This window comes from Aminobacterium sp., assembly GCF_034926885.1.
Lineage (GTDB): Bacteria > Synergistota > Synergistia > Synergistales > Aminobacteriaceae > Aminobacterium.
Genome location: NZ_JAYFQR010000003.1, coordinates 33,211 through 58,596 on the forward strand (window position 1 = coordinate 33,211; position 25,386 = coordinate 58,596).

Consider the following 25,386-nt stretch of genomic DNA (forward strand, 5'->3'; position numbering starts at 1 on the left):
TTCAGCTTTTCGCCTTAGTTCTTTTTATCTGCCTCTGTTTCGGTCTGAGACTCGGTTTTGCTTGCATTTTCATCGCCAGAAGCAGGCTTTGTTACTTCTTCAGCCGCCTTTTCCTCTACTGGTTGTGGGAATATAGACGGATCAAGTATTTTGATGGTAGCCCCTTCTTTAAGGCTGTTGATATATTTCATCTGTCCTTCTTCTTTTTTCTGATTCGTAAGTAAAGCTTTAATATCTTTACTCACTTCGTCGAAGGAAAGGGTGCTCTTTTCCATGCTCTCTTTGTTGAGAACAACCATAACGTCGTTGCTGGTTATCTCTATTGGGGTAGCTACACCACCGACAGGAAGGTCTTTAATTCCCTCCATTTTATCTTTCAGATTCGATTCGGCAAGGAAGATAGGAGCATCATAAGGAACGCTCTCTTTAACATCTTCTGAGGCTACGTCTTTAAGAAGAGCATCCCACTTGCTGCTGTCGCTCTTCAGTCCTTCGTACACCTTTTCAGCCGATTCTTTGTTGGCGAAACGGGCAAAGACAACTTTTTTGCCTGCAGGACGTGTAAAGAAAACGGTTTTGCCCTTGTCATAAAAATCTTTAACCTCTTCAGGAGTTACAACTATGGAACCAGCAGACTGCTCAATAAGTTTCTGCTGAGAAAGCTGCGTCTGAATACTGGCCTTCAAGGCATCAAGTTTTATGCCATTATCATCAAGATGTTTCTGGAACGCCTCTTTTGTGGGAAACTGCGTGCTTATCTGCTTAACAACGTCTTCAACTTCCTGATCGGAAGCTTTTACGCCGCTCTTCTCCACAGCCTTGGCAAGTTCTGTCTGAATGGCCATGTTGTCTACAACAGCCTGACGAATAGCCATAAGATCGTTAGACGAAATTTCTTTTATATTATTTCTTTCTACATAATCCCGCACGTTTGCTTCTAGTGCGGAACGCATTACTTTTTTACCGCTAATCTCTGCCACCGCATAGTCGCGTATTCCTTCTTCTTTCGAAGACTCACGACGACCGCCGAAACCGTACATTCCAAAAATCGACAGCACAAAAACAACCACAAAACCCATCAGGATCCAACGCATATTTTCTCGTAATGAACGCATTATCAAAGCGAATCTGCCTCCCTTGACATATACCGATGCTAAATGCTAACGGCGTATTCTATCATAAAATCAAGCCCGTAGGCTACGTAAAAACCTAGACATTAGCGAGGGATTTTCCCCACTTGGTCTCTACCTTCAATGGCACAGAAAGTTTAGCCGCAGATTCCATTACATTTGCAAGCTCTTTTTCTATGCCTTCCCGTTCCTCTGCAGCGCATTCGCACACAAGAGAGTCATGAATCTGCAATACGAGATGAACGTTTTTGCGTCCCTCGAAATGATGGAAAAACTTGATCATAGCCATTCGGGCAATATCAGCCGCTGTTCCCTGTATGGGAGTGTTTACGGCTATGCGCTTCAAGGCTCCCCGGTCTCTCGGATTGACAGAAACTTCGTTGAGTGGACGTATTCTGCCGAAACTGGTCATGGCATATCCACGTTGTCTAGCTTCTTTATAGCTTTCTTCAACGTAGTCTTTTACTTTAGGAAGGGCCTTGAAGTATTTATTGATAATATCTCCCGCCTCCTGCTGCCCTATTCCCAAACGAGCCGCCAAACCGTAGGAACTCATACCGTAAAGAATACCAAAATTTATAACTTTGGCAAAACGGCGAAGTTCGGGAGTAACAAGTTCCGGTTCGACGTTAAAGACCCACGATGCCGTTTCTGTATGAACATCCCGATGATCCTCAAAGGCCGATTTCAATCGCTTCTCATCGCAAAGATGGGCCAATACACGTAGTTCAACCTGTGAATAGTCTGCCGCAACATAGACATTCCCTTCATGCCGAGGAACCAGGCCTTCCTTGAGTCGAGTTGACCATTGCCCAAAAGCAGGGAGGTTCTGAAGATTGGGATCTCTGCTGCTCAACCGTCCTGTTCCCGTCGATGTGGATTCAAAGGTACCGTGAATTAATCCTGTCTTTTCATTTACGGCCCCCATGAGAGGATGGACAAAACCAGAGCGCATTTTAGAAAGTTCGCGATGTTCCAGAATAAGTTCTGGAACGATTTTCTCGGGAAGATCCATCTTTACAAGCTCTTCAAGAACCGTAACATCTGTGGAATAGCCTGTTTTTGTTTCTTTGATAGGCGGCATCTGCAATTTCTCGAAGAGAAGCCACGCTACCTGTTTGGGAGAGTTGAGATTGATACGCTCCCCGCCCTTTTCAGCGATGGTATTTTCAATGTCTGCAATTCGTTCTTCTAAATCTGTATCCAGACCTTCAAAGGTTTTTTTCTCAAGGCCAATGCCCCACGTCTCCATTTTCCACAATACGGGAACGATAGGCAGCTCAACCTGACGCATAAGGTCTTCCAGGCCACTGTAGTGAGAGATAGCGTTTCCAAGCTCATTTTGAACCCTCCAGAGCTGCCCCGCAACGTCAACTGGGTCAGAAACAGCCTCTGCCGCCCACTGCTCCGGTCCGTGGCTTTTGGCGTCAGGATGAAGAAGGTAGTGAGCAACCTGGGCGTCCCAGACATGGTCGTGTAATGGAACCTCTTCTTTGAAGAATGCCTGTGTCGTTTTATAGTCTGAGGTAATGACATTGCCTGTTTTCAACCATTTCGAGAGGGAATCAGGAATATGCTGAGCCTCGACGACTCCTCGCCAGAAGTGTCCATTCTGGGCCCGCAAGACAATGAGAGCTCTATTAAGATCCATGGGATAGGATCCTTCTGCCGCGCAGTAGAGAGCGAGTTCTTTTTCCTGAAGAACCTTTTCGAGATCGCCTTCCACAGCCTCTCCTATTTCAAGTTGCGGCTGCTCTTCTGATTCGTGGTGCGTTGAATTCCTTACTCGCTCCAATATTTTGTTCAGGCCCAACTGACGGCACATGTTTTCAAAGGTTTCGAAATCTACATCGGTCTGAACAAACTCTTCAACTGTCAAAGGCAAATCGCATTTGAGGCGTATGAGTTCGCGGCTTTTGAAGGCCAACTCTTTCGACGTAGAGAATTTCTTCTGCAAGCCTGGTTTGAGCTCTTCTATATGATCGTAAATATCTTCAAGGGATTTATATTGAGAGAGAAGCTTTTTAGCCGTTTTTTCTCCCACTCCGGGAACCCCTGGAATGTTATCGACACTGTCTCCAAGCAGTGCCAGATAGTCGGGCATTGCCGTCGGCGCGAACCCCCACTCCTCTTCAAAGGTTATTTCGTTATATTCGGTGAAGATGGTAATTCCTTTTTTAGGCCGGATGACGCGAACGCCAGGCTGAAGCACCTGGAGTATGTCTTTATCCGATGTCAGTGCAACGACATTAACGCCCAGGCGCGTAGCGCCACAGGCAGCGGAAGCAATAACGTCATCAGCCTCCACCCCATCTTTGACAACAACTTTTATACCCATAGCTCGGAGTAATTCCAGCAGAATGGGAACCTGTATCTTATACTCTTCAGGCGTAGGGCGACGTCCCATTTTGTATTCCGGATAGACATCGTGTCGAAAGGTTTTGCCAGGAGCGTCAAAGATAACCGCTGTCATGTCGGGATGGCATTCATCAATGGTTTTGAACATCATATTGACAAAGCCCAAAATGGCGTTTGTAGGCGTTCCGTCTGGTGCCGTAAGTTCTGGAAGGGCGTAAAAGGCTCTGAAAGCCAGAGCGTGCCCATCAACAAGTAAAATCGTTTTATTTTTCAGGGTATTCAACTCCTTTTAATTGACTCTATCAACTGGGGTATCACTTGCTTTTTCCTCGAAATCACATGGGGGAGATAGAAGCTTTCTCCATGTATTTCTATATCAAAAGCTCGGGAGATGAGTTCTTCGCGGTTTCCTACAAAGAGAAACTCGGATCCCTCATTAATAATATCCGTTAACATAAGTAAAAGCATATCATAGCCACCACGCGTTTTATATTCCTGCATAAAATCAAGAAGGCTTTTTTTATCGAAGTCCCGCTGTGTATTGTAAAAGAAAACCTGGCTAACGCCTATTTTAAAGTCCGCCACGTTGAAACTCTTATAGTCGGTGAAGAATATCTCTTCCGCCGTCTTTCCGCGCAGAGAGGTTCCAGCTTCGAACATGGAGCGGGAAAATGAGTCTATGTCTATGTTAGCCAGATCTGCCAATTCCTCCGCTGCCTCCATGTCTTCACTACTGCATGTGGGAGATTTGAACACGAGTGTGTCTGAGAGAATGGCAGCGCACATGAGTCCGGCAATAGATGAAGGAAGCTCGACACCAGAGTCTTTATAAAGGCTATATATAATGGTAGCCGTACACCCTACAGGACGATTGATGAAGACAATGGGCTGAAAGGTTTCAATGCTGCCGATACGGTGATGATCTATTATTTCAAGTATCTGCGCCTGTTCGAGCCCTTCTATGGATTGTGTTTTTTCGTTATGATCCACCAAAATGACATTTTTACCCGTGGCCGTAAGAAGATGGCGACGGGAGAGCATTCCCACAGGAACTTTGTTATGCAGAATGGGGAAATGGCGATATTTATGTTTCAGCAACGAATCTTTTATATCGTCGAGTTCCTCATGGAGCGCAAAGGTAACCACCTTGTCAGTTCTGGCAATATACTCCACCGGAACGCTTCGCGCAATGCGTTTTACTGTCGAATAGAGATCGTAGGGAACCGTTATGAGATTGACTTTTTTCTCTCGGGCCAGCAATGAAATTTCGTCTGAAACAGCAGCTCCATCGGCAATGACAAGGGTGTGAATTTTGCTTTGCAGAGCCTGGATTTGAATTTCTTTTCTGTCACCGACAATGACGAGAGTCTTTCTGTCAAGATGCCTTTTGAGCGTTTCAGACTCCATTCCGGCTACAACAACCCTGCCATTGAAACTCATGTTGCAAGCAAAAAGTAATTCTCCATTCAACGTCTTTACTATATTTTTTAAAGGAATTTGAACATCTGAGAAGGTATCGCCCATCTCAAGGCTTGCCTTCGCTATGTCACCTAAGGTGACAAGTCCCAAAAAGAGGTTTTTTTCATCCACCACATTAACTGTCTTTATACTACTCTTTGACATAAGATTCCACACGTCAGAGAGAGGAGTTTTCATTTTTACATTTACTGGCTCATCGAAAGGTATGTCTGAAAGCTGTGTGTAAATGTTTTCGAGCATGATTGGCGTGGGTTCCTTGAAATAATCGAGAACGAATTTGGTTTCATTATTAGGCACACCAAGGCGGACAGGAATATAGCGGTTATTTTTAGAGACGGCACTTTTATAATGACTGTAAGCAATGGCCGAGCAGATAGAATCGGTATCGGGATTGACGTGCCCCAATATGTAGACTGTTTTCATTCGAAACCTCCTTCTGCGAAAGGGGAGATTACACCCTTTACATTATTTATATTATATTATTAGGAAGAAGTTTGAGAGAAATATTTAGAGAGCATGTATAATATCAAGGTTGGCTGATATTTGATACGAGGAGGCATTTTCAATGGACAAAGAAGTACGTGTCCGTTTTGCACCAAGTCCTACAGGTGCTTTGCACATAGGAGGCGGACATACGGCGTTGTTTAACTGGCTTTGGGCCAGACATACAGGCGGAAAGTTTATTCTCCGAATTGAAGACACAGACAGAGAACGTTCCACGAAAGAATACGAAGAGACAATTATGTCTGGAATGACGTGGCTAGGTCTTGATTGGGACGAGGGGCCGGATATTGGTGGCCCTGTAGGCCCCTATCGTCAGTCTGAACGCCTTGACATCTATCGCAAGTATGCTGAACAGCTTCTTGAAGAAGGAAAGGCCTATATGGACGGTCCTGCCATTATTTACAAGGTTCCTGAAGGAATCACTCTTGCTTTTGATGATATCGTATATGGTCATATTGAGGTCAAGAGCGAAACCCTTAAAGATATCGTTATGATCAAGAGTGACGGTATGCCAGCTTACAACTATGCGGTAGTTATCGACGACTACACCATGGGCATTAATTACGTTATTCGGGGAGAGGATCATATTTCCAATACTCCCAAGCAGTTGCTTCTCTACAAGGCTCTCGGATGGGAGCCCCCTCAGTTTGCCCACCTTCCCATGATTCTCGGCAAAGACAAGAAGAAACTTTCGAAACGTCATGGTGCTACAAGCGTTTACGAATATAGAGATATGGGATATATGCCCGACTCCGTCTTTAACTTCCTGGCCATTTTAGGTTGGTCAATTGGAGACGATCGCGAGGTTTTCTCCCGCGAGGAAGCCACGAAATGTTTTGATTTGAAGCGGGTTAACAGACGTGCAGCCGTCTTTGATATGGACAAGCTCAACTATATTAACCAGGAACATCTTAAAGAGCTTGATCCCATGGTTCGCCTCGATATGGTCGAGCCTTTCTGGAAGGAAGCTCAGCTTCCTGTCGAGGAACATACGCGAGAATTTCTTGCTGGAGCCCTGGAGCTTATGGGCGGACGAGGTCGTACAGCGAAGGAACTCGCTGAGTATTCCGATTACTTCGTTTCTTTCGAGCCTGTAAAGGCGCGCTACGACGGTAGCGATGTTCCCGAGGAAGACAAGGATATGCTTCGTTCTTTCTTCGGAGAACTCTTGAAGATAGATCCATGGGAAGCCGAGCCTATGGAGGAATTAGCACGCAATTGGGCTGCTGAAAAAGACGTGAAAATGAAGAAGCTGGCTATGCCTCTGCGTTGGGCACTGACTGGCGTGAAGGTAAGCCCGGGGATCTTTGAGGTAGCTGAATATCTCGGACGCGACGAAGTGCGTCAGCGTCTGGCTCACTACGGTCTTGTAGAAGCGTAAGAGCTACAACAACTTCGTGGCGTTAAAAATAAGAGCATAAAAAAGATGGGGTTTCTTCTAGAAACCCCATCTTTTTATTTGTTCTGTTATGGCAACGAGCTGCGCAACTACACAGCTTTATTTTCACTGTGCCTCGTTATTTTTTCTTGCCGTTTTTCTTGTTGTTTCCGTTACCGTTCTTTTTCTTGTTACCATTTTTGTTGCCGTTCTTGCCGCCGTTTTTCTTGCTGCCCTTTTTGCTTTCGGCAGCTTCTTTCTGAGGGGCAGCTTCCTGTTTTTCGGCAGGCTTCTCGGCGATTTTTTCAGCAGGTTTCTCTGTAGGTTTCTCCTCTACCTTTTTCTCCTCTTTCGGAGTAACCGGCGCAGAAGATGCCTCAGCCTGATGAATCGCCTGCTTCGGGCAGAGTTCAGCACACTTGCCACAGCCTACACATTTATCCTTGTCGATAACATGAGGTTTCTTCAACTCGCCAGAGATAGCGTTGACGGGGCAATTGCGAGCACACTTTGTGCAGCCAATGCACTTTTCCTCGTCGACCTCATATTTCACAGGAGTTTCTTCCACTTCGTCTTCTTTCTTCTTCGTACCAGAATCGACAACGACCTGGGCCTTTCTATCGTAAGAAGAGAGCAGGAATGCGTCAGATTCAGTAAGACACTTCACAGGGCAGATTTCCGTACACTGAGCACAGAAACAGCAACGATCGACATGAATCTGTATCTTCTTTTCATCCTCAAGGTAAGTTATGGCATTCGCAGGGCACACTCGTACACAAAGTTTGCAGCCAATACAACGCTCTTTGTCATAATCGATTCGGCCCCTGAAATAGCCCTTCGGCTCCACTGGAGGATGAAGTTGTATTTTTCCCTCTTCTGCCGCTTTGAGGGCATCAGTCAGAGAGTCTGGCATAGATGGCACAGGAAAGGGATTGGTAAAGACCTTAGTAACCCATTGACGCAAAAGCTGCAAAGACATTCGGTTAAGCATCGTCCTCCCCCTTCCTAAAGCAATACATCTATAGACATGAGAATCATGCCTGCCAAAGAAAGTCCGGCAATTTTAATCCAGTAGAACTGAGACGCCTGCCAGATCTTCAATCGTCCAAAAGCTGTTCGTATAAAGGTAACGCCGAAGACCTGCATGACGAAGACCTTTACCCAGAACCAGAGGAAATCCACGACAAAGAGCATGGTTCCGTTCAGATTCAAGAGTTTGCCAAGAGAGAAAGGAACAAATAGCGCCACAATAATGGCAGACATGGCCAAAGCTCTCAGAGCAAAGGTGATCTTGAACATGGCCAAGTTTGTTCCCGAATACTCGATGATAATACCTTCGAGTATCTCCGTTTTGGCCTCTGGAATATCCATAAATCCTTTTCCCGTCTCACCTGGAACGACCATGAGCAACGCCGCAAAGAGGCAGAGAAGACCGAGAATACCCATCTTGCCTACAACGTTCCACATGGGCATCCCGATGAAAGTCTCAAGGCTAAAGGGTTGTCCCGGTACGCCATGTTTATAGGCCACCCAGGCCATTGTGGAAATAACAACGGCAAGGGGCAGCTCGTAGCTCATCATGAGGATCATCTCACGCTGAGCGCCGACGTTTGCAATTGGGTTTCCGCTGGAGAAACCGCCTACGGCCATAGCCACGCCTGAAAGGCTGAGAAGGTAAATGATGAGAATCATATCGCCTTCAGTGCCAAGAATGGGCGGCAAAGATCCGATAGGAATATAAAGGAAGAGCAACAGCATGGTCGCCATGGCAACCCATGGAGCTCCGTTGAAAGCCCACTTTACAGCTCGTCGGGGAACGATGTTCTCTTTCCCCAGAAGCTTCAGAATATCGTAGAAAGGCTGAAAGAGCGGAGGTCCCCACCGTCGCTGCATTTTGGCATGAATAACACGGTCAGCTCCGTCGAAGAGAACGGCTACTACCGATACAAGCAACATAAGGGCTATGCCTGCCACCAGTTTCATTACCATATTGATAATCATGCCTTTCTCAGCCTCCTCGTCTTCTCTCTGCTCATTTCCAACAGTTGATTTTTCGAGTAGACTTCTCCAGCCTTATCGCTATTGCCTGTAATCAGGGTTCTTTCCATACATGATATACAGGGGTCAACGCTGTTAATAATCAGAGGGGCATCTGCCAACTCATTATTTCTAAACATCAACGGCCATGAGACAGCATTAGAATAGGTCGGGGCTCGCACTTTCCACCAGTAGACGTGCTCGTCTCCGCCTTTGAGACGAATGACGTGAGTATCGTCACCGCGAGGAGCCTCAATGCATCCCCAGCCTTCTCCATCTGCCGCCTTTAAGACGTTCAGCACTTTGACCAGATTCTTTTCGAAGACAATGTCTCCTTCAGGCAATCCTTCGATGATTTTTTCAATAATATCGAGTGATTGATAGAGTTCAAGAACTCGTACCAGGAAACGATCGAATACGTCGCCATATGCCTTTCCAAAGTAATCCTGAGGAACGATGGGTTTTACGTCGAGATCTGCATAGGCTTCGTAAGGTGCTGACCAGCGAAGGTCGCAACGTACGCCGCTGGCACGGGCTGTAGGACCGAGGGCACAGTAGCGCATGGCCTCGTCGTATGTCAGAACGCCAACGTGTCGCATTCTGGCCTTTGCAACTGGATCCTCTGTTACTACGTCGTAGAATGCGCCAAGTTCGTTTCTGTAATATTGGATCATGTCTTTAATGACGTTGATTGTTTCGGGAGTGAGGTCCCAGCGAACGCCACCGACTGTTCCAACACCGTAATTGACGCGGTTTCCTGTATAGGATTCAAGTACATCCATAACTTTTTCGCGCAACAGCATTCCAAGATGGAAGGCCGAGTCGAAACCTATGGAATAACATGCCACTCCGGCCCACAGGGCGTGAGAGTGAATTCTTTCGAGTTCAAGCACGAGAGATCGGATGTACTGGGCACGCGGTGGCACCTCTATCTGAGCCGCATCTTCAACAGCTCTCAAGAAAGCTGTGATGTGGCTGAAGGAGCATATTCCGCATATACGCTCTGAAAGATAGATGACCTGAATAGGGTTGCGATCCCGTGCCATATATTCGATTCCGCGGTGAATTGCACCGGGACGGACCCGTGCATCAACTATTTTTTCGCCGTCAAGGTCGAGCCATGCCGTAATGGGTTCTTTCAAACCGACATGGACAGGGCCTATAGGAACTTTATATGTATGAGTTTTTTCGCTCGCCATTGTTGTCTCCTCCTAAGAGAGCATCCTAACGTCATCAACATCAGGACCTGTCTCATCTCTGCGCCACGGCTTGATAGACTCATCCCAATCTTCCGGAAGAAATACAAGGGCTTTATTTTGAAGTCCATCAAAATCGACTCCAAGCATTTCGCGCATTTCCCGCTCGCTGTACTCCACTCCTGGAATAGTATCGAAAAGGGACGGCATAACCAGGTCTTCTTTAGGAACCGGAACACTGACAGTTACGCCCAACCTCTTTCCGCGACCAGCCACTCGGAAGAGAGTGAAATGATAGTTCAGCGTGATTACATCTCCATCGTCATTTCCAGAAAGAACGTGGAAGTGAAGGAAATCGTAACCAAAAAGGAACTCTACAAGAGAAAGGAATTTCTCTCTCGGAACAGTGAGCCACAGCTGATGGAAAGATACAGCCTGTTCTTTGCCTGCACGATGTTCTCGTACGTCTTTAACGACATCTTCACCAAAAGACTCTCGAAGAGATGAGAGAATTTCTTCTAAAGAATAGGAATCCTGCGTATAGTTCTTCGGAGTTCTCATTATTTCTCAACACCTGCCTTAAGCAGCTCTTCCCTTTTCGCTTCAAGCTTCAGAACTGCTTTCGCAACTCCCTCTATTATGGCCTCTGGACGAGGGGGGCATCCATGTACATAGACGTCTACCGGGATAATATTATCGACGGGACCTTCAAGGTTGTACGATTTGTAGAAGACATCTCCCGATGCTCCGCAGTTTCCAACGACAACTACAACCTTGGGATCCGGTATCTGATGATAGATCCGCAGCAGTCTGTCTTTCATATACTTCGTAACAGGCCCGGTAACTACGAGAACGTCGGCATGGCGCGGTGTTCCTACAAGTTTCATTCCAAAGCGTTCTATGTCGTAGCGCGGGCTGATTGTCGCCACTATTTCAATATCGCAGCCATTACATGATCCTGAGTTACAGGTCATAACCCAAAGTGATTTGGGAAGTATTTCAAGATATTTTTCCAGCCTCATCTTCCAGCCTCCTATACAACGAGGATCAACGCGGCTATAAGTGCAGCAGTGACAACGTAATATCCGACATAGTCGCGGATATGACCACTGTGCATGGCGATAAGAACTTTGTAATAAGGTTCAAGCGCCTTCCTAAAGCCCCAATAAGAAGAACTGGCCGGCACTGAAATTTCTGCCCCATCTTCGGGAACAGGGTTTCCAGACCAATAGATTTCATCTTGCTCAGTTCCTTCTTTATAGTCACGCCGTCCAATAGATCGAAGCCAAAGGGCAAAGAACGAGGCTATGAAAAAGAAGATCAGCCAGGATATAACATCCCAGTAGCCAAATCCTGTGAAGACCTTATTCCACATTACAGCCCACCTCCCATAATAGCTCCAATATATCCACCCTGATCGACCAAGGCTTTAGCCGCCGGCTCTACGAGGTTAGAGAGAACCCACGTGGGGAATAGTGTGAGAAGCACGATAGCCAGCGTTAAAATGGCCATTCCCATAATCATGCTGGTGGGAACTTCTTTTACAGTTGCGAAGCATGCTTTTTCCGGACCAAGGAATGCAGTCTGGAAAACTTTTACGAAGGAAGCCAGCGTAAGTATCGATGTCACGAGAGCAGCCACGGTGAAGAATGGATGGACTGCGAATACTGACTCGTAAATAAGCAATTTCGATACAAAACCATTAAAGGGAGGAAGTCCCGAAATGGCAGCTGCCGCTATGGCAAACATAAAGGTCGTGTATGGCATCTTTCTGGCCAGACCGCCGAGTTTGTCGAGGTCGCGGGTTCCTGTAGCGTAGTAGAGAGCACCGGCAGTAAGGAACAAAAGAGCCTTGTACATGGTGTAGTTGAAGATGTGGTATACGTCGCCCTTAATAGCCGTAAAGCCGTAATCGGCCATGGCCTGAGGGTTGCCCAGTGCTAAAAGTCCGACGCCAAGGCCAAGAAGCATATATCCAACCTGAGAGATGGAGTGATATCCCATGAGTCGCTTGACTTCATGCTGAACAACGGCCATGGATACACCGAAGAACATGGAAGCAGTTCCGAAGATGACAATAACCCAGGGAATAAAGGTGCTTCCGATGGTTGCTCCATACAAACTGAAACAGACTCTCATCAAACCGTACAAAGATGCCTGGCTGACAGCAACAAGAAGACAGGTTACCCCAGCAGGAGCCTCTGCATAAGCGTCAGGCATCCACATGTGCATGGGGAACGTTCCACACTTCGTAGCCAAGGCCACAACCAGAAAGGCCAGCACAAACTTTTCGGCAAAACCGAGGTGAAGCATACTCGCCACTCCAGCCATATTTAAGACATTGTAACGTCCGTAGAGGGTTCCTATGGCAATAAGAACCATCATGGCCGAAAGCTGCGAGATCAACATATATTTGAAACTGGCTTCTATTGCTTCCGGTTTATCTCTCCAGAAGGCGATCAAACCGAAGGAAGCCACCGATGCAATCTCGAGAAAGACAAAGAAGTTGAAGAGGTCACCGGTGATCATGAGCCCCAACATACCTGCCGTCAGAAGGAAATAGAGTGACGTAAAGCGGTTCATTCCCGTGAAACGATCCATAAACTGAACCGAATAGACTGCACCTGCAAAAGAAACGATGGAACCGGCAAGGGCCATGAACGCACTCATTCCGTCTATCTCAAGAATGATTCTTACGGGATACGTCATGCCTGACGGAAGAGCCAGGGTTGCTTTTTCAGCTCCCATAACGTAAACCATTACGCCGTTGGCTCCAACATACTTCCAAATAAAGAAGGCCAGAACCAACGTTAAAAATGAAATGCTGACCATCCAGACATTTCGCAGCGTCTTTCCACCTAAAGAGAATAGGGGCGTTGCGAAGGCGCCTAAGAGAGGAATGGCCAGAATTAGTGCTGGTAGATGTTCTTGCCAGTTCATCCTCGCAACCTCCGTATCTCGTCAATATTCAACGTTCCATAATGGCGATAAAGAAGCATAATCAGCGATAGCATAAGAGCTGTTGTCGCCATAGCAATAACAATGGCCGTCAGAGTCAGAGCCTGAGGAGTGGGCAATACCATGAGTTTCTCGCCTCCAGCAAGGAACCGCACAGGAATGGCGCCTCCCGACCTATATCCCAACGCGATAAGGAACATATTCGTTGCGGACTCTATAATGCTGACTCCGATAGCGATCTTAACGAGGTTCTTCTCAGTAAGCACTGCGATAAGCCCCATCAGAAAAAGAACACCCACAATGAGAAAAGGAGCATTACCGATCATGACCGCTCTCCCCTCCTATCTCATAGTTATCGAAAAGGTGTATTCCTTTAAACATATAAATCAAAAGAAGGGATAAACCTCCTGTAACTTCTATTCCTACTGCAATATCCATTAAAGCAATGGTTCCTGAAGGAGGAATAATACCATGACCGGTCTTAGCCACTTCTGCGGCGGGAATGGCAACAAAGTTATAGAAGAAGGATGTAGGCATTCCCATAAAACCTAAAATAATGAAACAGAGAAGCCCAAAGATGAGCATTCCGTTATATATGCTCTCGTTAAGCCAGAGAGAGAGTCTGTTCCATCCATAGGCAACAAGTAAAAGAGCCAGGAAGGTTGCGACAACGGCACCACCCTGAAAACCTCCGCCGGGAGTAACGTCGCCGTGTATGATTACGTAGGCTCCGAAGATGATCAAGAACCAGGCAAAAATATCACAGCCTGTTCGGACTACAACAGATAGAGGCTTCATTTCTTTTTGCCTCCTTCCCTGAAAAGAGCTGTAACGGAACAAACTGCTGTGAAAAGAACGGCAGCTTCTCCTATAGTATCGAATCCACGAAAGTCGAAAACGATCGATGTAACAGCGTTTTCCGATGAACGATCTTTTATTGCGTGTTCAAGGAAATAGTCGTCCATAGCAACCTGTCCAGGATCTCCAAAGGGATGGATTGCATCGAGACCACCCCAAACCAAACCGCCAAGAACTAAAGCTGCAACGATAAAGATTGTCTTTTTCACCGGATATCACCTCCGGTTTTACTCCGGGCCTTACCGCATCCTCTCAAGGCCACAATGTATATGGCAGTGTTCAGACCAGCGCCAATTGCCGCTTCTGCGATTGCTACGTCGGGAGCGTGCAAGAGATAAAACTCCACTGAAAGCACAAGGCTAAACACTCCTAAAGCTATCACCGACGACAAAAGGTCTCTGAACCAAATAGCAAAAAAAGCCGATATAACGAGCAACGTGAGGATGGCAATATGAAAAACTTCACTCACTGACAACACCACCTTTACGCTCCTCTTCTTCTGCAAGGCGATCAACCACAGCCATTTTAGGAACAACTCCGCTTCTGTGGGCGGCACGGGCAATAGCATGAGCCCCAGTCGCATTCGTAACAAGAAGAACCATAACGGCCACAAGAGCGTGAATAATTAATACGGCAAACCGACTCTCCCCACCCTGATGCAAACGAAAAGCTGCATATACTACAACAGCCAACGACGTAAAAATACTTCCAAAGGTAGTACACTTCGTAGCTCCGTGAAGCCTCGTGTACACGTCTGGAAATCTATACAGTGATATGGCCCCTAATGTGTTGAAAATGAGACCGATTATAATCAAAATTCCGATAGCATATTGTTCTGCCATTTCTACATTCCCCCTTCGATAAAACGGGCGATAAACATTGTTCCCACAAAAGAAAGGGCAGCATACACAATAGCCACGTCGACCATAACCACTGAATCAAAGACAGCTGACAACAAAATCATCATCGCAACAACCAGGGTATTAACCGTATCGAGGGCAACAGCTCTATCCGGTATTGTTGGTCCAGCTATAAGGCGGCCCAAAATAACGATAGCAACTATACCCAACACTACGGCTCCCCACATTAATAGCTGAATACTCAATCCGCTAACCTCCTTGCCCAATGTGCAAAAGACCCATACACCTGCTTTTCGTCTGGAGACACGTCCAGAACATTGATCCAATGGATATAGAAAGCACCATCATCGTCCACATCCACTGTCAGTGTGCCTGGAGTCAACGTAATCGAATCAGCAAGTATGGTCTTTGCTAAATCACTTTTCAGGCCAGGTTCAAGCTTAACTATTCCAGGATTGATGTGACCGGTAATAACTCTCATCGCCACATCGAAATTCGCCTTGATGAGCCCTATTGCAAAAGGAACGCAAACGTAATAAACAAAAGTGATCCAGCGCAAAGGATTCAACGCCCTGAAACTGAAAGGTTTTGAGGGGTTCCATGTATGGGAAGCAAAAGCAAGTATAGTAGCAAGAATTAAAGCAATACCTATCTCTACTACATTGATCGTGCCTCCAGACCATACAAGCAACAGATACATTAGAAAGGATGTGACAAAAACAAACAAGCATTACACCCCCTTGCATTGAGAATGTGAAACGCGCATACATTATACTCTGTCCAACTTTCTTTTGTAAATAAAAGTTTCATTTAATATAAGGTGCACAAAACTCCTTATCATCACATTCAAGACGATGTTATCTTCCTGTAGTTGTTTTGTTAAATTTATAACTATTGCAACTCTTAACTATAGTTTATAATTCGTATGCCAATGAAATTAAGCGGTGTGTGTTAAAATCTCAGTGTCAAGAACGTATAAAATGAATTGGAGTGACAAAATAATGTCTTGGATGACTCGACATAAAGTTTTACTTGCCGACAGCGCCCTCGTTCTTATTGCATTATTCTGGGGCTTTGGTTTTGTTGCGATGAAAGATGCTCTGAATAGTTTTACCCCCTATTGGTTACTTGCCATCCGCTTTACTGCGTCTTTCGTTCTTATGTCTCTTATTTTCAGAAAGCGTTTGCAAAAGCTGAAAGCCAACGATATAAAAGCCGGCCTTCTCGTAGGGCTTTTTCTCTTTCTCGGGTTCGCTACCCAGACAATCGGCCTGAATTACACAACGGCCGGGAAACAGGCATTTATAACGGCAACATATGTTGTCATTGTTCCGTTCCTTTCGTGGGCTCTTAAAAAGATATTTCCGGGGTATATTTCAATTATTGCGTCTCTCATATGTCTGGGAGGAATGGGACTCCTTACCCTTCAAGGGAACGGAGACGCCTTCTCCAATCTGAACTACGGAGACTTTCTCACACTATTCTGCGCACTCTTTTTCGCATGCCATATACTTGCCATTGAACGCTTTGCCCCGAAAATGGATCCTCTCGCCCTGGCCACTCTTCAAATTGGAACTACCGCGCTGCTTAGTTTCATAAGCGCCATACTTCTCGAAGAATGGCCTGGTGCAACAATAGCTCCAAGCGCATGGTGGAGTATTGCCTTTACCGTGCTTCTTTGTACTGTCTTTGCTCTTTCTGTACAAAATGCAGCTCAGAAATTCACGCCGTCCACCCACGCGTCCATTTTGCTGAGCCTGGAATCTGTATTCGGAGCCCTGTCTGGAATTCTATTTCTTGGCGAAATCTTTACTCCTCAGATGGTGCTTGGGTGCTCTCTCATCTTTTTCGCCGTCTTGCTCACCGAAACAGGCCCTATTTTGTTTCAACATGCAGCAACTTTTGTTGCAAAGATAAAAGCGATGAATAATTAAGACTATTTTCTATCTTTAGAAGATATATCGCAAGAGATAATGTCATCAGAAACTACTTCTTCTGATGACTTTTTTGTTTTTTCAGGGTCGGGCGGTAATTTGCCAAGGAGCTTTATTCGATCTGCTGGTATAGTGAAATTAAGACTCACCTTACTTCCAGATACACCAAGATCGGCATCTGCTATTTCAGCATCCACGCCAGGTAAGACATCAATAGCGTCTTGCATGGCGTCTTTAGCCTCATCTTCTATTGACTGTTTGATCTTTTTCCCTTTCTCTATGAGATCGTCAGCTACAGGAATAGAAACCACTTCATCTTTAGGCGTTTCTTTCGGTTGTATCTGAGCTTTTAGATCGCGAAGTTCCTCTTCCCTTGTTTTTTGTTTGGGAAGAACCTCCTGTGGAGGGTGTTTTATTTCCACCTTAGGAATTGGCTTCTGCTCAGTTTGAGGAGCGGCTATTATGTTTTTTCCAGGTTTCGTTGGCTGAGAAGAAGACGGAAGATTGACCGTATCTTTCGGAGGCTTGCTTTCAACTGAAGAAGCATTGAGCTGAGGCCGCGGCTGAGCCTGCTCCTGAATGCCTCTCTCTTCACGCGTATTCAAATACCATAGACTGCCTGCCATAGCAGCAAAGAAAGCAAATACACAAGCTAAAAGAAAAGAATACTTTCTCATCTCTCTAGCGCCCCCTTTTGGGCTTGCTCCTTCTGAAGTTTTGTCTGGAACTCCGTCTCACCTTCTGTTTACCACCACTTTGTTTTACGCCACCTTGTTTTTCCTCCCCCTTTTCTGGAGGAACAAGACATTTTTCATCACAACCAATGAGATCTTCACGACCTGCAATTCGTAAGGCTTCTCGTACCAATTTGTGATTCGAAGGGTTGCGATATTGCAAGAGAGCACGTTGCATTTTTCTTTCTTGGTTGCTTTTGGGCACATAGACCGGTTCCCCAGTTAGAGGGTTCAGCTCTGTGTAATACATGCACGTCGAAAGGCTTCCCGGCGTCGGAATAAAATCCTGCACCTGCTCGGGCATAAAGTTCAGATCACGAACAAATTCCGCAAGCTCTATCGCCTCTTTCAGACCAGCTCCCGGATGGCTCGATATAAAATACGGCACGAGATATTGTTTCTTTCCAATTTTCTTATTCATCTCTTCGTACTCTCTCATGAAGCGCTCGTAAACGCGCCGTCCCGATTTGCCCATCAACTCGAGCACCGTATTTGAAACGTGTTCCGGAGCAACTTTAAGCTGACCGCTGATATGATATCGGCATAATTCTTCAAGGAAACCGCTTTTTTTGTCTGCCAAGAGGTAGTCGAATCGAATGCCCGACCGTATAAAGACCTTCTTGATGCCTGGAATGGCCCGTATCTTACGCAACAAGTCAATGTAAGATTCATGGTCGACATGTAAGTTCTTACACGGCACAGGAGCCAGACATTGCTTGTTTTTACACGTTCCTCGTCTCAACTGATCATCACACGATGGTCTATTGAAATTGGCTGTCGGACCTCCCACGTCATGAATGTACCCTTTAAAACCGGGACGCTTCGTGAGAAGTTTCGCCTCTTTCAGCACTGATTCTTCAGAGCGACTCTGTATCATTCGTCCCTGATGAGAGGCTATGGCACAAAAAGCACAACTGCCAAAGCACCCTCGATGGGTAGTAATGCTGAATTCCACTTCTTTAATGGCTGGAACCCCACCGTATTTTTCATACATGGGATGCCACGTTCGCATGTACGGAAGTTCGTAAACAGCATCGAGCTCCGCCGCCGTCATGGGCATTGTCGGGGGATTCTGCACAACGTAAAAGTGTTCATGTTGCTGTATAACTGTCTTTCCCCGTATGGGGTCTTGCTCCAGATATTGAAGGCGAAATGCCTCTGCAAAGGCCTTCTTATCCTTGTTTACCTTTTCAAAGGAAGGACATTCCACATAATCCCAGAGCCTCTCAAGACTTTCTGTTTTATAGCATGTCCCCTGAATATCTCTGATTTCTGAAACTGGAATTCCGTCTCGCAAAAGCTCTGCTATATGTACTATCTGTTTTTCTCCCATCCCATAGACAAGTAGGTCGGCCTGGCTGTCTATGAGAATGGAACGTCGTACTGCATCTGACCAATAATCGTAGTGGGCAAAACGGCGCAAACTTGCTTCGATGCCGCCAATGACTATGGGAATATCTTTCCAAAGTTCACGAATACGGTTGCAATAGACAATAGTCGCCCGATCTGGACGCCTGCCGGCCTTTCCCCCTGGAGAGTAGCTGTCAGTGCTTCTGCTCTTCTTGGAAGCCGTCAGTTTATTCAACATTGAATCGAGGTTTCCAGCGGCAACAAGAACGCCCAACTTAGGACGTCCCAACCGCGCAAAATCCTTTGTATCGTGCCAGTCGGGCTGAGCGATAATTCCTACTTTGAAACCAGCACTTTCTAAAACACGACTGATTATGGCGTGTCCAAAGCTGGGGTGGTCTACATAAGCGTCACCGCTGATGAAAAGGAAATCAAAATCCTTCCACCCTCTGTCTTTCATATCTTTTCGAGAAACAGGTAGAAACGTATGCGTCAAAAAACTCTCCTCAATTCTAAAGTTCCTTTAGTAGTAGAAGTATTCTACCACAGGCTTCAATACTAAGTAGGGTATATTAATCGTCGTCTCTCTGAGGTATTTTCTCGAGTATGGCCTCTTCTATATCCTGTATCTCCGCACATTCTCTCTCATCGAGAGCAGCCATGACTTCTTTACGGAATGCCATAGACAAAGTTGTGCGAGGCCGTTCACGCTCACTTCGAGGAACAATCTCTCCGCCAGGCACATCGCCCCACGATATTTTTTTCCTGTTGTGGTAAAGATCCAGGTCGACAAAACGCTGACCATCTTCCGTGTATTCAAGTCCCATAAGAGCTCTTTTGACCATAAAGGGTTCAAGGAAAGTCAAAATACGAATACAGTAAACGGGTACAGGCATAAGAATATGGGCATAGTCCTTACCCCACCCTTCGCCGATAACCATACAGACTTCAAGTCCCTCAAGGGCAAGACGCAAACGGCGGGTGTGAAGCCAGTACTGTTTATCCGCGTCGTACAGGCGTACTTCCATAACGTTCCAGTCACGGTTATTCAGTCCCGCGTTGAAATAATGAAGAGCACTGCTATTGAGACGTTTAAAAAGCTCTTCAAAGGGCATATCTATAAACAGCCCTTCTTCTAAGAGATCGCCTCGTTGAAAGGCAAGGCCTTTTTTCAACGATTTTTCAGTGAAGCAGACAGGAACACCAGGGTTTTCAGAGGCAAAGACAAGATTGGAACCAATTTTATCCAGCCGCCCCCCGAAATCGTTCTGTATCTCTTTCAATACAGTACGATAATCGCCGAAAACCCTGAAGAAGATAACTCTCGGCAGACGTTCTGCGTACTCAATCATGGTCGTAGCTTTTTCGTTGATAATACGTTCGAGTATTTTATCGGGGTGACTTGTTGTTACAAGAACAACAGGCGGTATTTCATCGCTTTCGTTCATGTTTTTTACGATGAGACCGGCCTGCCCCTGTTCCACTGATCCGAGGGTTTCTTCGAAAGATTTGCCTTCAAGGGAGATGATTTCTGCTTCAAAATTGTTTTGAAGCCACTCTACAATAGCCTCCTTAGCCCCTTTCAGTATTAACAAAGGAGCTCCCTTTCTGATGACATTGATCATTTAAAAGCCCCCTTCTCCGTAGAGAATATGGTGTATTTCCTTTAATACATCGACAAGATTTTCATGAATGACAAAAGATGCTACTGAATCAAATTGCGTGGTCTCTTTATTGATAATCACAAGTTGAGCACCGTTACGGTAGGCATCAACAGGAAAGAGGTTGGCAGGAGAAACGTTAAGAGACGACCCAAGCACTATAAAGAGATCGCAGGTCGTCGAAAGTTTCCTTGCTTCCTCCATGGGGCCTTCTGGTAAAAGTTCTCCGAAAAGAACAACGCCGGGGCGTAAATCGCCATCGCACATGGGGCACCTTTCCTGTTCCAGCAAGAGGTCTGAGGAAAAGACCTGCATGCAGCGTCTGCACTGCACGTTGCGAAGAGAACCGTGAAGTTCTATGACGTTCATGCTTCCCGCTTCCTGGTGAAAGCCGTCAACATTCTGAGTAATAACACCTTTTACAAGATTATGTTTCTCCCACTCTGCCAAAATGTGATGAGCAGCATTGGGAGCTGCCCGTTTAACGGATTTTATTCTATACCGGTAAAATTCCAAAAACGCCTGTCTGTTCGTATTCATGGCCTCTACAGAAGCAAGAGCCATTGGGTCATAATGAGTCCACAACCCTTGGGATGATCTGAAATCGGGAAGTCCAGATCTAGTGCTCGTTCCAGCTCCCGAAAAGACGACTGCTTTCCGAGCAGTTGTTAAACACTCGGCAAGTTTTTCATATTGGATCATCACAATCCCTCCTGAGGACTAACGCTTCACTTTTATAAAGACACGCTACTGTACGTGTCACGTCGATTTGACTCGCAAACAGAATATCTGACTCCATATTCAGTTCATAAAGACTTTTGGCGTGTTCAGCTTTGTTCAGGGCGTTCAGAAGATCTCTTTCTGCATAATTCCACATAGCAAGAGCTGTTGAAGCTCCGTCTCGGAGAACAAGGGATGAATCTTTTTTTTGCAGCATATGAACCAACATTCCGGCACATGCTCCGTCATCGAAGGCAAGTCGGCCATATCGGCCAGCACAAAGTATGGCCAATTCAGTTCCGCTTTTCCACAGTTTCTCTATGGCTGCCGTTGCATTTCTGCCACAAGCTACCCATACTGGAACTCCCGTCTCTGCCGCCTTCTGCAAGGCTAAAGTACCATTCGTGGTTGTCATAACACCTGACGGACGACATGCCAGAAGTTCTTTAGACAAATCGAGTGGCGAGTTTCCAAGATCGAAACCTTCTGGAGAAAGAGCGTTTCTTTCTCCCATGAGAAGAGTTGCCTCGCCTCGCTCTTTTTTTAAACGAAAGGCTTCCTCCAATGTAGCTACCGGAAAAAGCTCGGTTCCGCCGTTGTCAAAAAAAGTAGTAATCGTTGTCGATGCCCGAAGTATATCGATAACGAGCCATCCATCGGCCTCTGGCAGTTCTTCTGCTGGAGAAAGCACCACATCGATTCTTTTCATGGGCTATAACCACTTCTTTCTCTTAAACCAGTACATCATGACCAAAGCAATACATGCCATGAGAATCCAGACAAAGGGATATCCCCAATGCCATTCAAGCTCTGGCATATATTTGAAATTCATTCCGTACACACCAACGATGAATGTTAATGGAATAAAAAGGGTTGCTATAACTGTAAGAACTCTCATGACTTCGTTCATGCGGTTGCTTATGGAAGAGAGATACAAGTCAAGCATTCCAGAGACAGTTTCCCTGAAATTTTCAACAGTATCAATGTTTTGTATAACATGATCGTAGAGGTCGCTGAAATAGGTTTGTGTCTGCGACTGGACAAGAATATGTTCGGTTTTTCGTATAGAGCTCACTGCTTCGCGCAGAGGCCAAACGGCATGTCTTAACGTAAGAAGTTCTCTCTTCATTCTGTAAATAGAGCGCACTGTTTCCTGGTCGGGATGAGTGAGCAACAGTTCTTCTGTCTCCTCGACCTGCTCTCCGATCTTTTCTAAAATGACGAAATAATTGTCCACAACAGAATCCATGAGAGCATAGAGAAGGTAATCAGCGCCAAGTTTTCTAAAGCGCCCTGCCGTATTGCGTATGCGTTCTCGAACTGAATCGAAAACATCTCCCTTACGCTCCTGAAAAGAGATGACGAGATTCTCTTTCAGAATAAAACTGACCTGTTCAATAGTGAGAGCTCCCGTCTCTTCATCTAGATCAAGCATCTTAAGAACGATGTAGAGGAAATCATCGTATTCATCAATTTTAGGACGCTGCTCCGTGTTAAGAATATCTTCAAGAGCAAGGGGATGAATAGAAAACTTTTTTCCTATCTGCTCTATCAATGCCGTGTCGTGAAGTCCCACAACATCAAGCCACTCTATGCCTTCTGTCTTTATCTCTTTGTTTTCGTACTCCGTGAAATTCGATAAAGACTTTTCTTCAAGAACGTCTGTTCCATAGTGAATCAGATGTAACCCCACTTCTCCCTCTCTTTTCTCACCTACATGAATAAGAGTACCGGGAGGGAGTCCCGCTTTTTCAGATCGGCGACGATGCTTTTGTTTGAAAACCATATGCATCTCTCCTTCAAAAGAGATTCTTTATCTAGGAGCCAAACACATGCGAATAATAAAGCTTGCCACTTATAGTAGAGTTTACTACTTACTGAAAAAGAAAAAGGCCCACAACTCCAAAAAGAACAAAGAGCAGAGGTGGATTATTTTTAAAGATGCGAAGCTGGAAAAAAGCTACTCCCAGAGCAAAGAGAAGTGCAGCCTGCCACTGAGAAAGAGCTGTCTTTAAAAGGGGGACAACAGCAAGAGTCAGAAGGGCCCCTACCGCTGGACGCAAAGACTTTTTAAAACGTTCAACTTTTTCATCCGAACTTTTCTTCATAACTAGAAGAACACACAGCAATACAAGAAGAGGAGCCGAAACTACTGATGCAGTGGCAATAAAAGACCCCAAGATACCGCCTTGATGAAAGCCAACGAAAGTTGCTGCATTGACAGCTATAGGACCAGGCGTAACTTGCGCCAAAGCCAAGACCTGGTTAAATTCTTGTGGCGTCAGCCACCCATAGTTTATAACAAGTTCGTGCTCTATTAAAGGAATGGTGGAAATTCCGCCACCAAAAGCTCCTACACCTATCCGAGCGAAGGCCAAAGCAAGCAAGAGAAGTTTCATTATTTTTTCTCCTTTCTGAACCACTGAATAGCAACACCTACGGCTATGGCAAAAAGAGGATGAATATTCAAGAAAAGCATGAGTGCAATAACTACGGCATATGGAATGAGATTCAGCAAATCAGAAAAAAGAATGGTTTTCAGCTGACGAGCAACGACATTGACCAGCAAAGCAGCCACGGCACAGATCACGCCGAGGAAAAAGGCCTTTAACGCCGGGGAATTCTGATAACGCAAGACAAGATTCGAAAGCAACAAAATAATGGTGAAAGGAGGAACTAAAACGCCGAGAACGGCCATAACAGCTCCGGGAATGCCGCTATAATGTTTCCCTATAAGGAAAGATGAAGAGACTGCAAGAGGCCCTGGCATGGCTGCCGACAAGCTGACAATATCGAGCAGATCCTGCTCTGCCATATCTCCCCTTTTACGAACTTCCGTTTCGGCCATACCCAGAATAACGACTCCGCCACCAAAGGTTACGGAACTAATTTTAAAAAACATTTTAAAAAGCTGCCATGGCGTCATAGTATAGTTTCAACCCTTTCTTGAGCAAACTTACAAAACTGTCTTTAGAAAAGTTTCAATATCTACATCATAATCGTCAAACAAAAGATTTTCATAGTCCAATTCGGGAACTCGTACATTCAATTTTTTTTCAAGCCATACAGCCACAATACGGCGATGGCAGAAATCCCCAGGCTTCTCCCAACATAAAAGGATAGCATTCTCTCCAAGATCTTTATAGACTTGCGATGGGTTTAAAAGGGAAAGGACCTCTTTATAATATTCCAAGGCGCAGACATGGGGAGGGATTTTACTCCTTTTTCCCTGCTGAAGCAGTTCCCACGAAGGGGCTAGCGGAGAGTAGATTCTCCCCTTGAACCACGAAGGCACTCCCCTGCAAATAGCTACAGAATCAGGGTTTGATATTGCTTCTTTATGTGCAAAATATGATGTTTTCACTTCTTAACACCTCGCATACCTCTACGAGGCATTGTACATAATTTTAACGACTTTTGCAGCTTAAAAAAGGTACAGGAATTTCTATAAAGGGAAAAGCGGGTAAGACATTGATTCCATTTTGACTAGCTATCGCCTGTTTTTGTATTTGTTGCCAAAGAAGGGATTGAAGGCTTCCGTCCTGATTTTCAACAACGGCTGAACAACTCTCTAACCAATCTCCAGTATTACAGTAAAGAATATTTCCTATTTTTTTCATGACAGGATGATGAATGTGACCACAGACAAGACCTTGTACATCATGTTTTTGGGCGATTTCAGTAACCCTTTTCTCGTAGCCACTAATACATTTTACAAATTCCTTAACCACTCGTTTCGCCGATTTAGAAAAAGACCACTGGTTTTCGCTGGAGAAGAAGCGGTTTATTCCATTATTCAAAGCCAGAGACGTTTCATAGGCAACATCGCCAATGCGGGCAAGCCATTCAGAATGTTTGGAAATGATGTCGAGTTCATCGCCATGGGTAACAAGATACCGCCGTCCGTCACGTGCAGTATGAATGCTCTTCTCTAAAATGTGGATACCGCCGAGACACTTTCCTCTGAACTCGTCGAGGAAATCATCGTGGTTTCCAGGGATATAGAAGACCTCTGTTTTTTCAGAAAGCTTGAGCAAAAGCTGAAGCAGGTAGTGTGAAGAACGTGTTTTTAAAGCTTCACGGCGAAATTTCCAGCCATCGATAATATCGCCTACGAGATAAAGACGATCGCAAAGAGACGAAGAAAGAAAGGCTGCTAATTGATCGACCTTGCTCCATCTCGACCCAAGATGAACATCTGAAACAAATATTGAACGGTAATGCATACT

At 45.5% G+C, this 25,386-nt stretch carries 29 protein-coding genes; 2 read left to right on the forward strand and 27 right to left on the reverse strand.

Annotated elements, in window-relative coordinates:
- Positions 1-14: 14 nt before the first annotated feature.
- The 3 genes from VB083_RS01870 to VB083_RS01880 form a co-directional block, all read right to left on the reverse strand.
- The gene (locus VB083_RS01870) at positions 15-1,115 is read right to left on the reverse strand and encodes a peptidylprolyl isomerase (protein WP_323401682.1); all 1,101 of its coding nucleotides are present in this window, start codon (positions 1,113-1,115) and stop codon (positions 15-17) included.
- Positions 1,116-1,209: 94 nt separating this feature from the next.
- Positions 1,210-3,771, reverse strand: coding sequence for a DNA polymerase I (polA, locus tag VB083_RS01875; protein ID WP_213691155.1), 2,562 nt, complete (start codon positions 3,769-3,771; stop codon positions 1,210-1,212).
- A complete protein-coding gene (locus VB083_RS01880) occupies positions 3,768-5,390 on the reverse strand; it encodes a putative manganese-dependent inorganic diphosphatase (RefSeq protein WP_213691154.1) in 1,623 nt (540 codons plus the stop codon). The genes polA and VB083_RS01880 overlap by 4 nt, the downstream gene beginning before the upstream one ends.
- A gap of 142 nt (positions 5,391-5,532) precedes the next feature.
- Here VB083_RS01880 and gltX point away from each other — a divergent pair, with 142 nt between their 5' ends.
- Positions 5,533-6,852, forward strand: a complete 1,320-nt coding sequence (gene gltX / locus VB083_RS01885; RefSeq protein ID WP_213691153.1) for a glutamate--tRNA ligase — start codon at positions 5,533-5,535, stop codon at positions 6,850-6,852.
- 136 nt (positions 6,853-6,988) lie between these two features.
- On the opposite strand, the gene VB083_RS01890 is transcribed toward gltX, so the two are convergent.
- Genes VB083_RS01890 through VB083_RS01955 form a run of 14 tightly spaced genes read right to left on the reverse strand, consistent with a single transcriptional unit; the run spans position 6,989 to position 15,485 of the window.
- Complete coding sequence (locus VB083_RS01890) at positions 6,989-7,840, reverse strand: 4Fe-4S binding protein (protein ID WP_213691152.1); 852 nt, start codon at positions 7,838-7,840, stop codon at positions 6,989-6,991.
- 14 nt (positions 7,841-7,854) lie between these two features.
- On the reverse strand, positions 7,855-8,850 hold the full coding sequence (locus VB083_RS01895; RefSeq protein WP_213691151.1) for a respiratory chain complex I subunit 1 family protein: 996 nt from the start codon (positions 8,848-8,850) through the stop codon (positions 7,855-7,857).
- Positions 8,847-10,085, reverse strand: a complete 1,239-nt coding sequence (locus tag VB083_RS01900) for a nickel-dependent hydrogenase large subunit (protein WP_213691150.1) — start codon at positions 10,083-10,085, stop codon at positions 8,847-8,849. The genes VB083_RS01895 and VB083_RS01900 overlap by 4 nt, the downstream gene beginning before the upstream one ends.
- Before the next feature lie 12 nt (positions 10,086-10,097).
- Positions 10,098-10,643: an NADH-quinone oxidoreductase subunit C gene (locus tag VB083_RS01905; RefSeq protein ID WP_213691149.1), complete on the reverse strand. Its 546-nt coding sequence runs from the start codon at positions 10,641-10,643 to the stop codon at positions 10,098-10,100.
- Positions 10,643-11,104: an NADH-quinone oxidoreductase subunit B family protein gene (locus VB083_RS01910; protein WP_213691148.1), complete on the reverse strand. Its 462-nt coding sequence runs from the start codon at positions 11,102-11,104 to the stop codon at positions 10,643-10,645. The genes VB083_RS01905 and VB083_RS01910 overlap by 1 nt, the downstream gene beginning before the upstream one ends.
- Positions 11,105-11,115: 11 nt before the next feature.
- The gene (locus tag VB083_RS01915; RefSeq protein ID WP_213699875.1) at positions 11,116-11,457 is read right to left on the reverse strand and encodes a hydrogenase; all 342 of its coding nucleotides are present in this window, start codon (positions 11,455-11,457) and stop codon (positions 11,116-11,118) included.
- Positions 11,457-13,022 (reverse strand): proton-conducting transporter membrane subunit, encoded by a 1,566-nt coding sequence (locus tag VB083_RS01920; protein WP_323401634.1) that lies wholly within the window; start codon positions 13,020-13,022, stop codon positions 11,457-11,459. Before VB083_RS01920 ends, VB083_RS01915 begins: the two co-directional genes overlap by 1 nt.
- Positions 13,019-13,366: a sodium:proton antiporter gene (locus tag VB083_RS01925; protein WP_213691145.1), complete on the reverse strand. Its 348-nt coding sequence runs from the start codon at positions 13,364-13,366 to the stop codon at positions 13,019-13,021. Before VB083_RS01925 ends, VB083_RS01920 begins: the two co-directional genes overlap by 4 nt.
- Entirely contained in the window at positions 13,356-13,838 is a 483-nt protein-coding gene (locus tag VB083_RS01930; protein ID WP_213691144.1) for an MnhB domain-containing protein, read from the reverse strand. Before VB083_RS01930 ends, VB083_RS01925 begins: the two co-directional genes overlap by 11 nt.
- Positions 13,835-14,107: a hydrogen gas-evolving membrane-bound hydrogenase subunit E gene (gene mbhE / locus VB083_RS01935; protein WP_213691143.1), complete on the reverse strand. Its 273-nt coding sequence runs from the start codon at positions 14,105-14,107 to the stop codon at positions 13,835-13,837. Before mbhE ends, VB083_RS01930 begins: the two co-directional genes overlap by 4 nt.
- A complete protein-coding gene (locus tag VB083_RS01940) occupies positions 14,104-14,367 on the reverse strand; it encodes a Na(+)/H(+) antiporter subunit B (RefSeq protein ID WP_213691142.1) in 264 nt (87 codons plus the stop codon). Before VB083_RS01940 ends, mbhE begins: the two co-directional genes overlap by 4 nt.
- Entirely contained in the window at positions 14,360-14,740 is a 381-nt protein-coding gene (gene mnhG, locus VB083_RS01945) for a monovalent cation/H(+) antiporter subunit G (RefSeq protein WP_213691141.1), read from the reverse strand. The genes VB083_RS01940 and mnhG overlap by 8 nt, the downstream gene beginning before the upstream one ends.
- Positions 14,741-14,742: 2 nt before the next feature.
- A complete protein-coding gene (locus VB083_RS01950) occupies positions 14,743-14,985 on the reverse strand; it encodes a monovalent cation/H+ antiporter complex subunit F (RefSeq protein ID WP_213691158.1) in 243 nt (80 codons plus the stop codon).
- Positions 14,986-14,999: 14 nt separating this feature from the next.
- Positions 15,000-15,485 (reverse strand): Na+/H+ antiporter subunit E, encoded by a 486-nt coding sequence (locus VB083_RS01955; protein WP_213691140.1) that lies wholly within the window; start codon positions 15,483-15,485, stop codon positions 15,000-15,002.
- A gap of 274 nt (positions 15,486-15,759) precedes the next feature.
- Here VB083_RS01955 and VB083_RS01960 point away from each other — a divergent pair, with 274 nt between their 5' ends.
- Positions 15,760-16,692: a DMT family transporter gene (locus VB083_RS01960; protein ID WP_323401635.1), complete on the forward strand. Its 933-nt coding sequence runs from the start codon at positions 15,760-15,762 to the stop codon at positions 16,690-16,692.
- 2 nt (positions 16,693-16,694) lie between these two features.
- Here VB083_RS01960 and VB083_RS01965 read toward each other — a convergent pair whose 3' ends face one another.
- From VB083_RS01965 to VB083_RS02010, 10 genes are all read right to left on the reverse strand, one after another.
- Positions 16,695-17,369, reverse strand: a complete 675-nt coding sequence (locus VB083_RS01965; protein ID WP_323401636.1) for a hypothetical protein — start codon at positions 17,367-17,369, stop codon at positions 16,695-16,697.
- 4 nt (positions 17,370-17,373) lie between these two features.
- Positions 17,374-19,272, reverse strand: a complete 1,899-nt coding sequence (locus tag VB083_RS01970) for a YgiQ family radical SAM protein (protein WP_213691138.1) — start codon at positions 19,270-19,272, stop codon at positions 17,374-17,376.
- A gap of 76 nt (positions 19,273-19,348) precedes the next feature.
- Positions 19,349-20,401 carry a hypothetical protein gene (locus VB083_RS01975; protein WP_323401637.1) on the reverse strand — a complete coding sequence of 351 codons (1,053 nt, stop codon included), beginning with the start codon at positions 20,399-20,401 and terminating at the stop codon, positions 19,349-19,351.
- Positions 20,402-21,139, reverse strand: coding sequence for an SIR2 family NAD-dependent protein deacylase (locus tag VB083_RS01980; protein WP_213699877.1), 738 nt, complete (start codon positions 21,137-21,139; stop codon positions 20,402-20,404).
- Positions 21,126-21,866, reverse strand: a complete 741-nt coding sequence (locus VB083_RS01985) for a 2-phosphosulfolactate phosphatase (RefSeq protein ID WP_323401638.1) — start codon at positions 21,864-21,866, stop codon at positions 21,126-21,128. Before VB083_RS01985 ends, VB083_RS01980 begins: the two co-directional genes overlap by 14 nt.
- Positions 21,867-21,869: 3 nt before the next feature.
- The gene (corA, locus tag VB083_RS01990; RefSeq protein WP_213691134.1) at positions 21,870-22,943 is read right to left on the reverse strand and encodes a magnesium/cobalt transporter CorA; all 1,074 of its coding nucleotides are present in this window, start codon (positions 22,941-22,943) and stop codon (positions 21,870-21,872) included.
- Between the two features lie 88 nt (positions 22,944-23,031).
- Positions 23,032-23,556, reverse strand: a complete 525-nt coding sequence (locus VB083_RS01995; RefSeq protein ID WP_213691133.1) for a chromate transporter — start codon at positions 23,554-23,556, stop codon at positions 23,032-23,034.
- A complete protein-coding gene (locus VB083_RS02000) occupies positions 23,556-24,083 on the reverse strand; it encodes a chromate transporter (RefSeq protein WP_213691132.1) in 528 nt (175 codons plus the stop codon). Before VB083_RS02000 ends, VB083_RS01995 begins: the two co-directional genes overlap by 1 nt.
- A 30-nt stretch (positions 24,084-24,113) precedes the next feature.
- A complete protein-coding gene (locus VB083_RS02005) occupies positions 24,114-24,521 on the reverse strand; it encodes a hypothetical protein (protein WP_213695840.1) in 408 nt (135 codons plus the stop codon).
- Positions 24,522-24,564: 43 nt separating this feature from the next.
- Positions 24,565-25,383, reverse strand: a complete 819-nt coding sequence (locus VB083_RS02010; RefSeq protein WP_213691130.1) for a UDP-2,3-diacylglucosamine diphosphatase — start codon at positions 25,381-25,383, stop codon at positions 24,565-24,567.
- Between the last annotated feature and the right edge of the window lie 3 nt (positions 25,384-25,386).

Excerpts from the sequence above, each read along its gene's own strand:
- VB083_RS01870 (WP_323401682.1), bottom strand. The coding sequence starts at position 1,115 with ATGCGTTCATTACGAGAAAATATGCGTTGGATCCTGATGGGTTTTGTG.
- VB083_RS01880 (WP_213691154.1), bottom strand. The coding sequence starts at position 5,390 with ATGAAAACAGTCTACATATTGGGGCACGTCAATCCCGATACCGATTCT.
- gltX (WP_213691153.1), top strand. The coding sequence starts at position 5,533 with ATGGACAAAGAAGTACGTGTCCGTTTTGCACCAAGTCCTACAGGTGCT.
- VB083_RS01890 (WP_213691152.1), bottom strand. The coding sequence starts at position 7,840 with ATGCTTAACCGAATGTCTTTGCAGCTTTTGCGTCAATGGGTTACTAAG.
- VB083_RS01895 (WP_213691151.1), bottom strand. The coding sequence starts at position 8,850 with ATGATTATCAATATGGTAATGAAACTGGTGGCAGGCATAGCCCTTATG.
- VB083_RS01900 (WP_213691150.1), bottom strand. The coding sequence starts at position 10,085 with ATGGCGAGCGAAAAAACTCATACATATAAAGTTCCTATAGGCCCTGTC.
- VB083_RS01905 (WP_213691149.1), bottom strand. The coding sequence starts at position 10,643 with ATGAGAACTCCGAAGAACTATACGCAGGATTCCTATTCTTTAGAAGAA.
- VB083_RS01910 (WP_213691148.1), bottom strand. The coding sequence starts at position 11,104 with ATGAGGCTGGAAAAATATCTTGAAATACTTCCCAAATCACTTTGGGTT.
- VB083_RS01915 (WP_213699875.1), bottom strand. The coding sequence starts at position 11,457 with ATGTGGAATAAGGTCTTCACAGGATTTGGCTACTGGGATGTTATATCC.
- VB083_RS01920 (WP_323401634.1), bottom strand. The coding sequence starts at position 13,022 with ATGAACTGGCAAGAACATCTACCAGCACTAATTCTGGCCATTCCTCTC.
- VB083_RS01925 (WP_213691145.1), bottom strand. The coding sequence starts at position 13,366 with ATGATCGGTAATGCTCCTTTTCTCATTGTGGGTGTTCTTTTTCTGATG.
- VB083_RS01930 (WP_213691144.1), bottom strand. The coding sequence starts at position 13,838 with ATGAAGCCTCTATCTGTTGTAGTCCGAACAGGCTGTGATATTTTTGCC.
- mnhG (WP_213691141.1), bottom strand. The coding sequence starts at position 14,740 with ATGGCAGAACAATATGCTATCGGAATTTTGATTATAATCGGTCTCATT.
- VB083_RS01950 (WP_213691158.1), bottom strand. The coding sequence starts at position 14,985 with ATGTGGGGAGCCGTAGTGTTGGGTATAGTTGCTATCGTTATTTTGGGC.
- VB083_RS01960 (WP_323401635.1), top strand. The coding sequence starts at position 15,760 with ATGTCTTGGATGACTCGACATAAAGTTTTACTTGCCGACAGCGCCCTC.
- VB083_RS01965 (WP_323401636.1), bottom strand. The coding sequence starts at position 17,369 with ATGAGAAAGTATTCTTTTCTTTTAGCTTGTGTATTTGCTTTCTTTGCT.
- VB083_RS01975 (WP_323401637.1), bottom strand. The coding sequence starts at position 20,401 with ATGATCAATGTCATCAGAAAGGGAGCTCCTTTGTTAATACTGAAAGGG.
- VB083_RS01980 (WP_213699877.1), bottom strand. The coding sequence starts at position 21,139 with ATGATCCAATATGAAAAACTTGCCGAGTGTTTAACAACTGCTCGGAAA.
- VB083_RS01985 (WP_323401638.1), bottom strand. The coding sequence starts at position 21,866 with ATGAAAAGAATCGATGTGGTGCTTTCTCCAGCAGAAGAACTGCCAGAG.
- corA (WP_213691134.1), bottom strand. The coding sequence starts at position 22,943 with ATGGTTTTCAAACAAAAGCATCGTCGCCGATCTGAAAAAGCGGGACTC.
- VB083_RS01995 (WP_213691133.1), bottom strand. The coding sequence starts at position 23,556 with ATGAAACTTCTCTTGCTTGCTTTGGCCTTCGCTCGGATAGGTGTAGGA.
- VB083_RS02000 (WP_213691132.1), bottom strand. The coding sequence starts at position 24,083 with ATGACGCCATGGCAGCTTTTTAAAATGTTTTTTAAAATTAGTTCCGTA.
- VB083_RS02010 (WP_213691130.1), bottom strand. The coding sequence starts at position 25,383 with ATGCATTACCGTTCAATATTTGTTTCAGATGTTCATCTTGGGTCGAGA.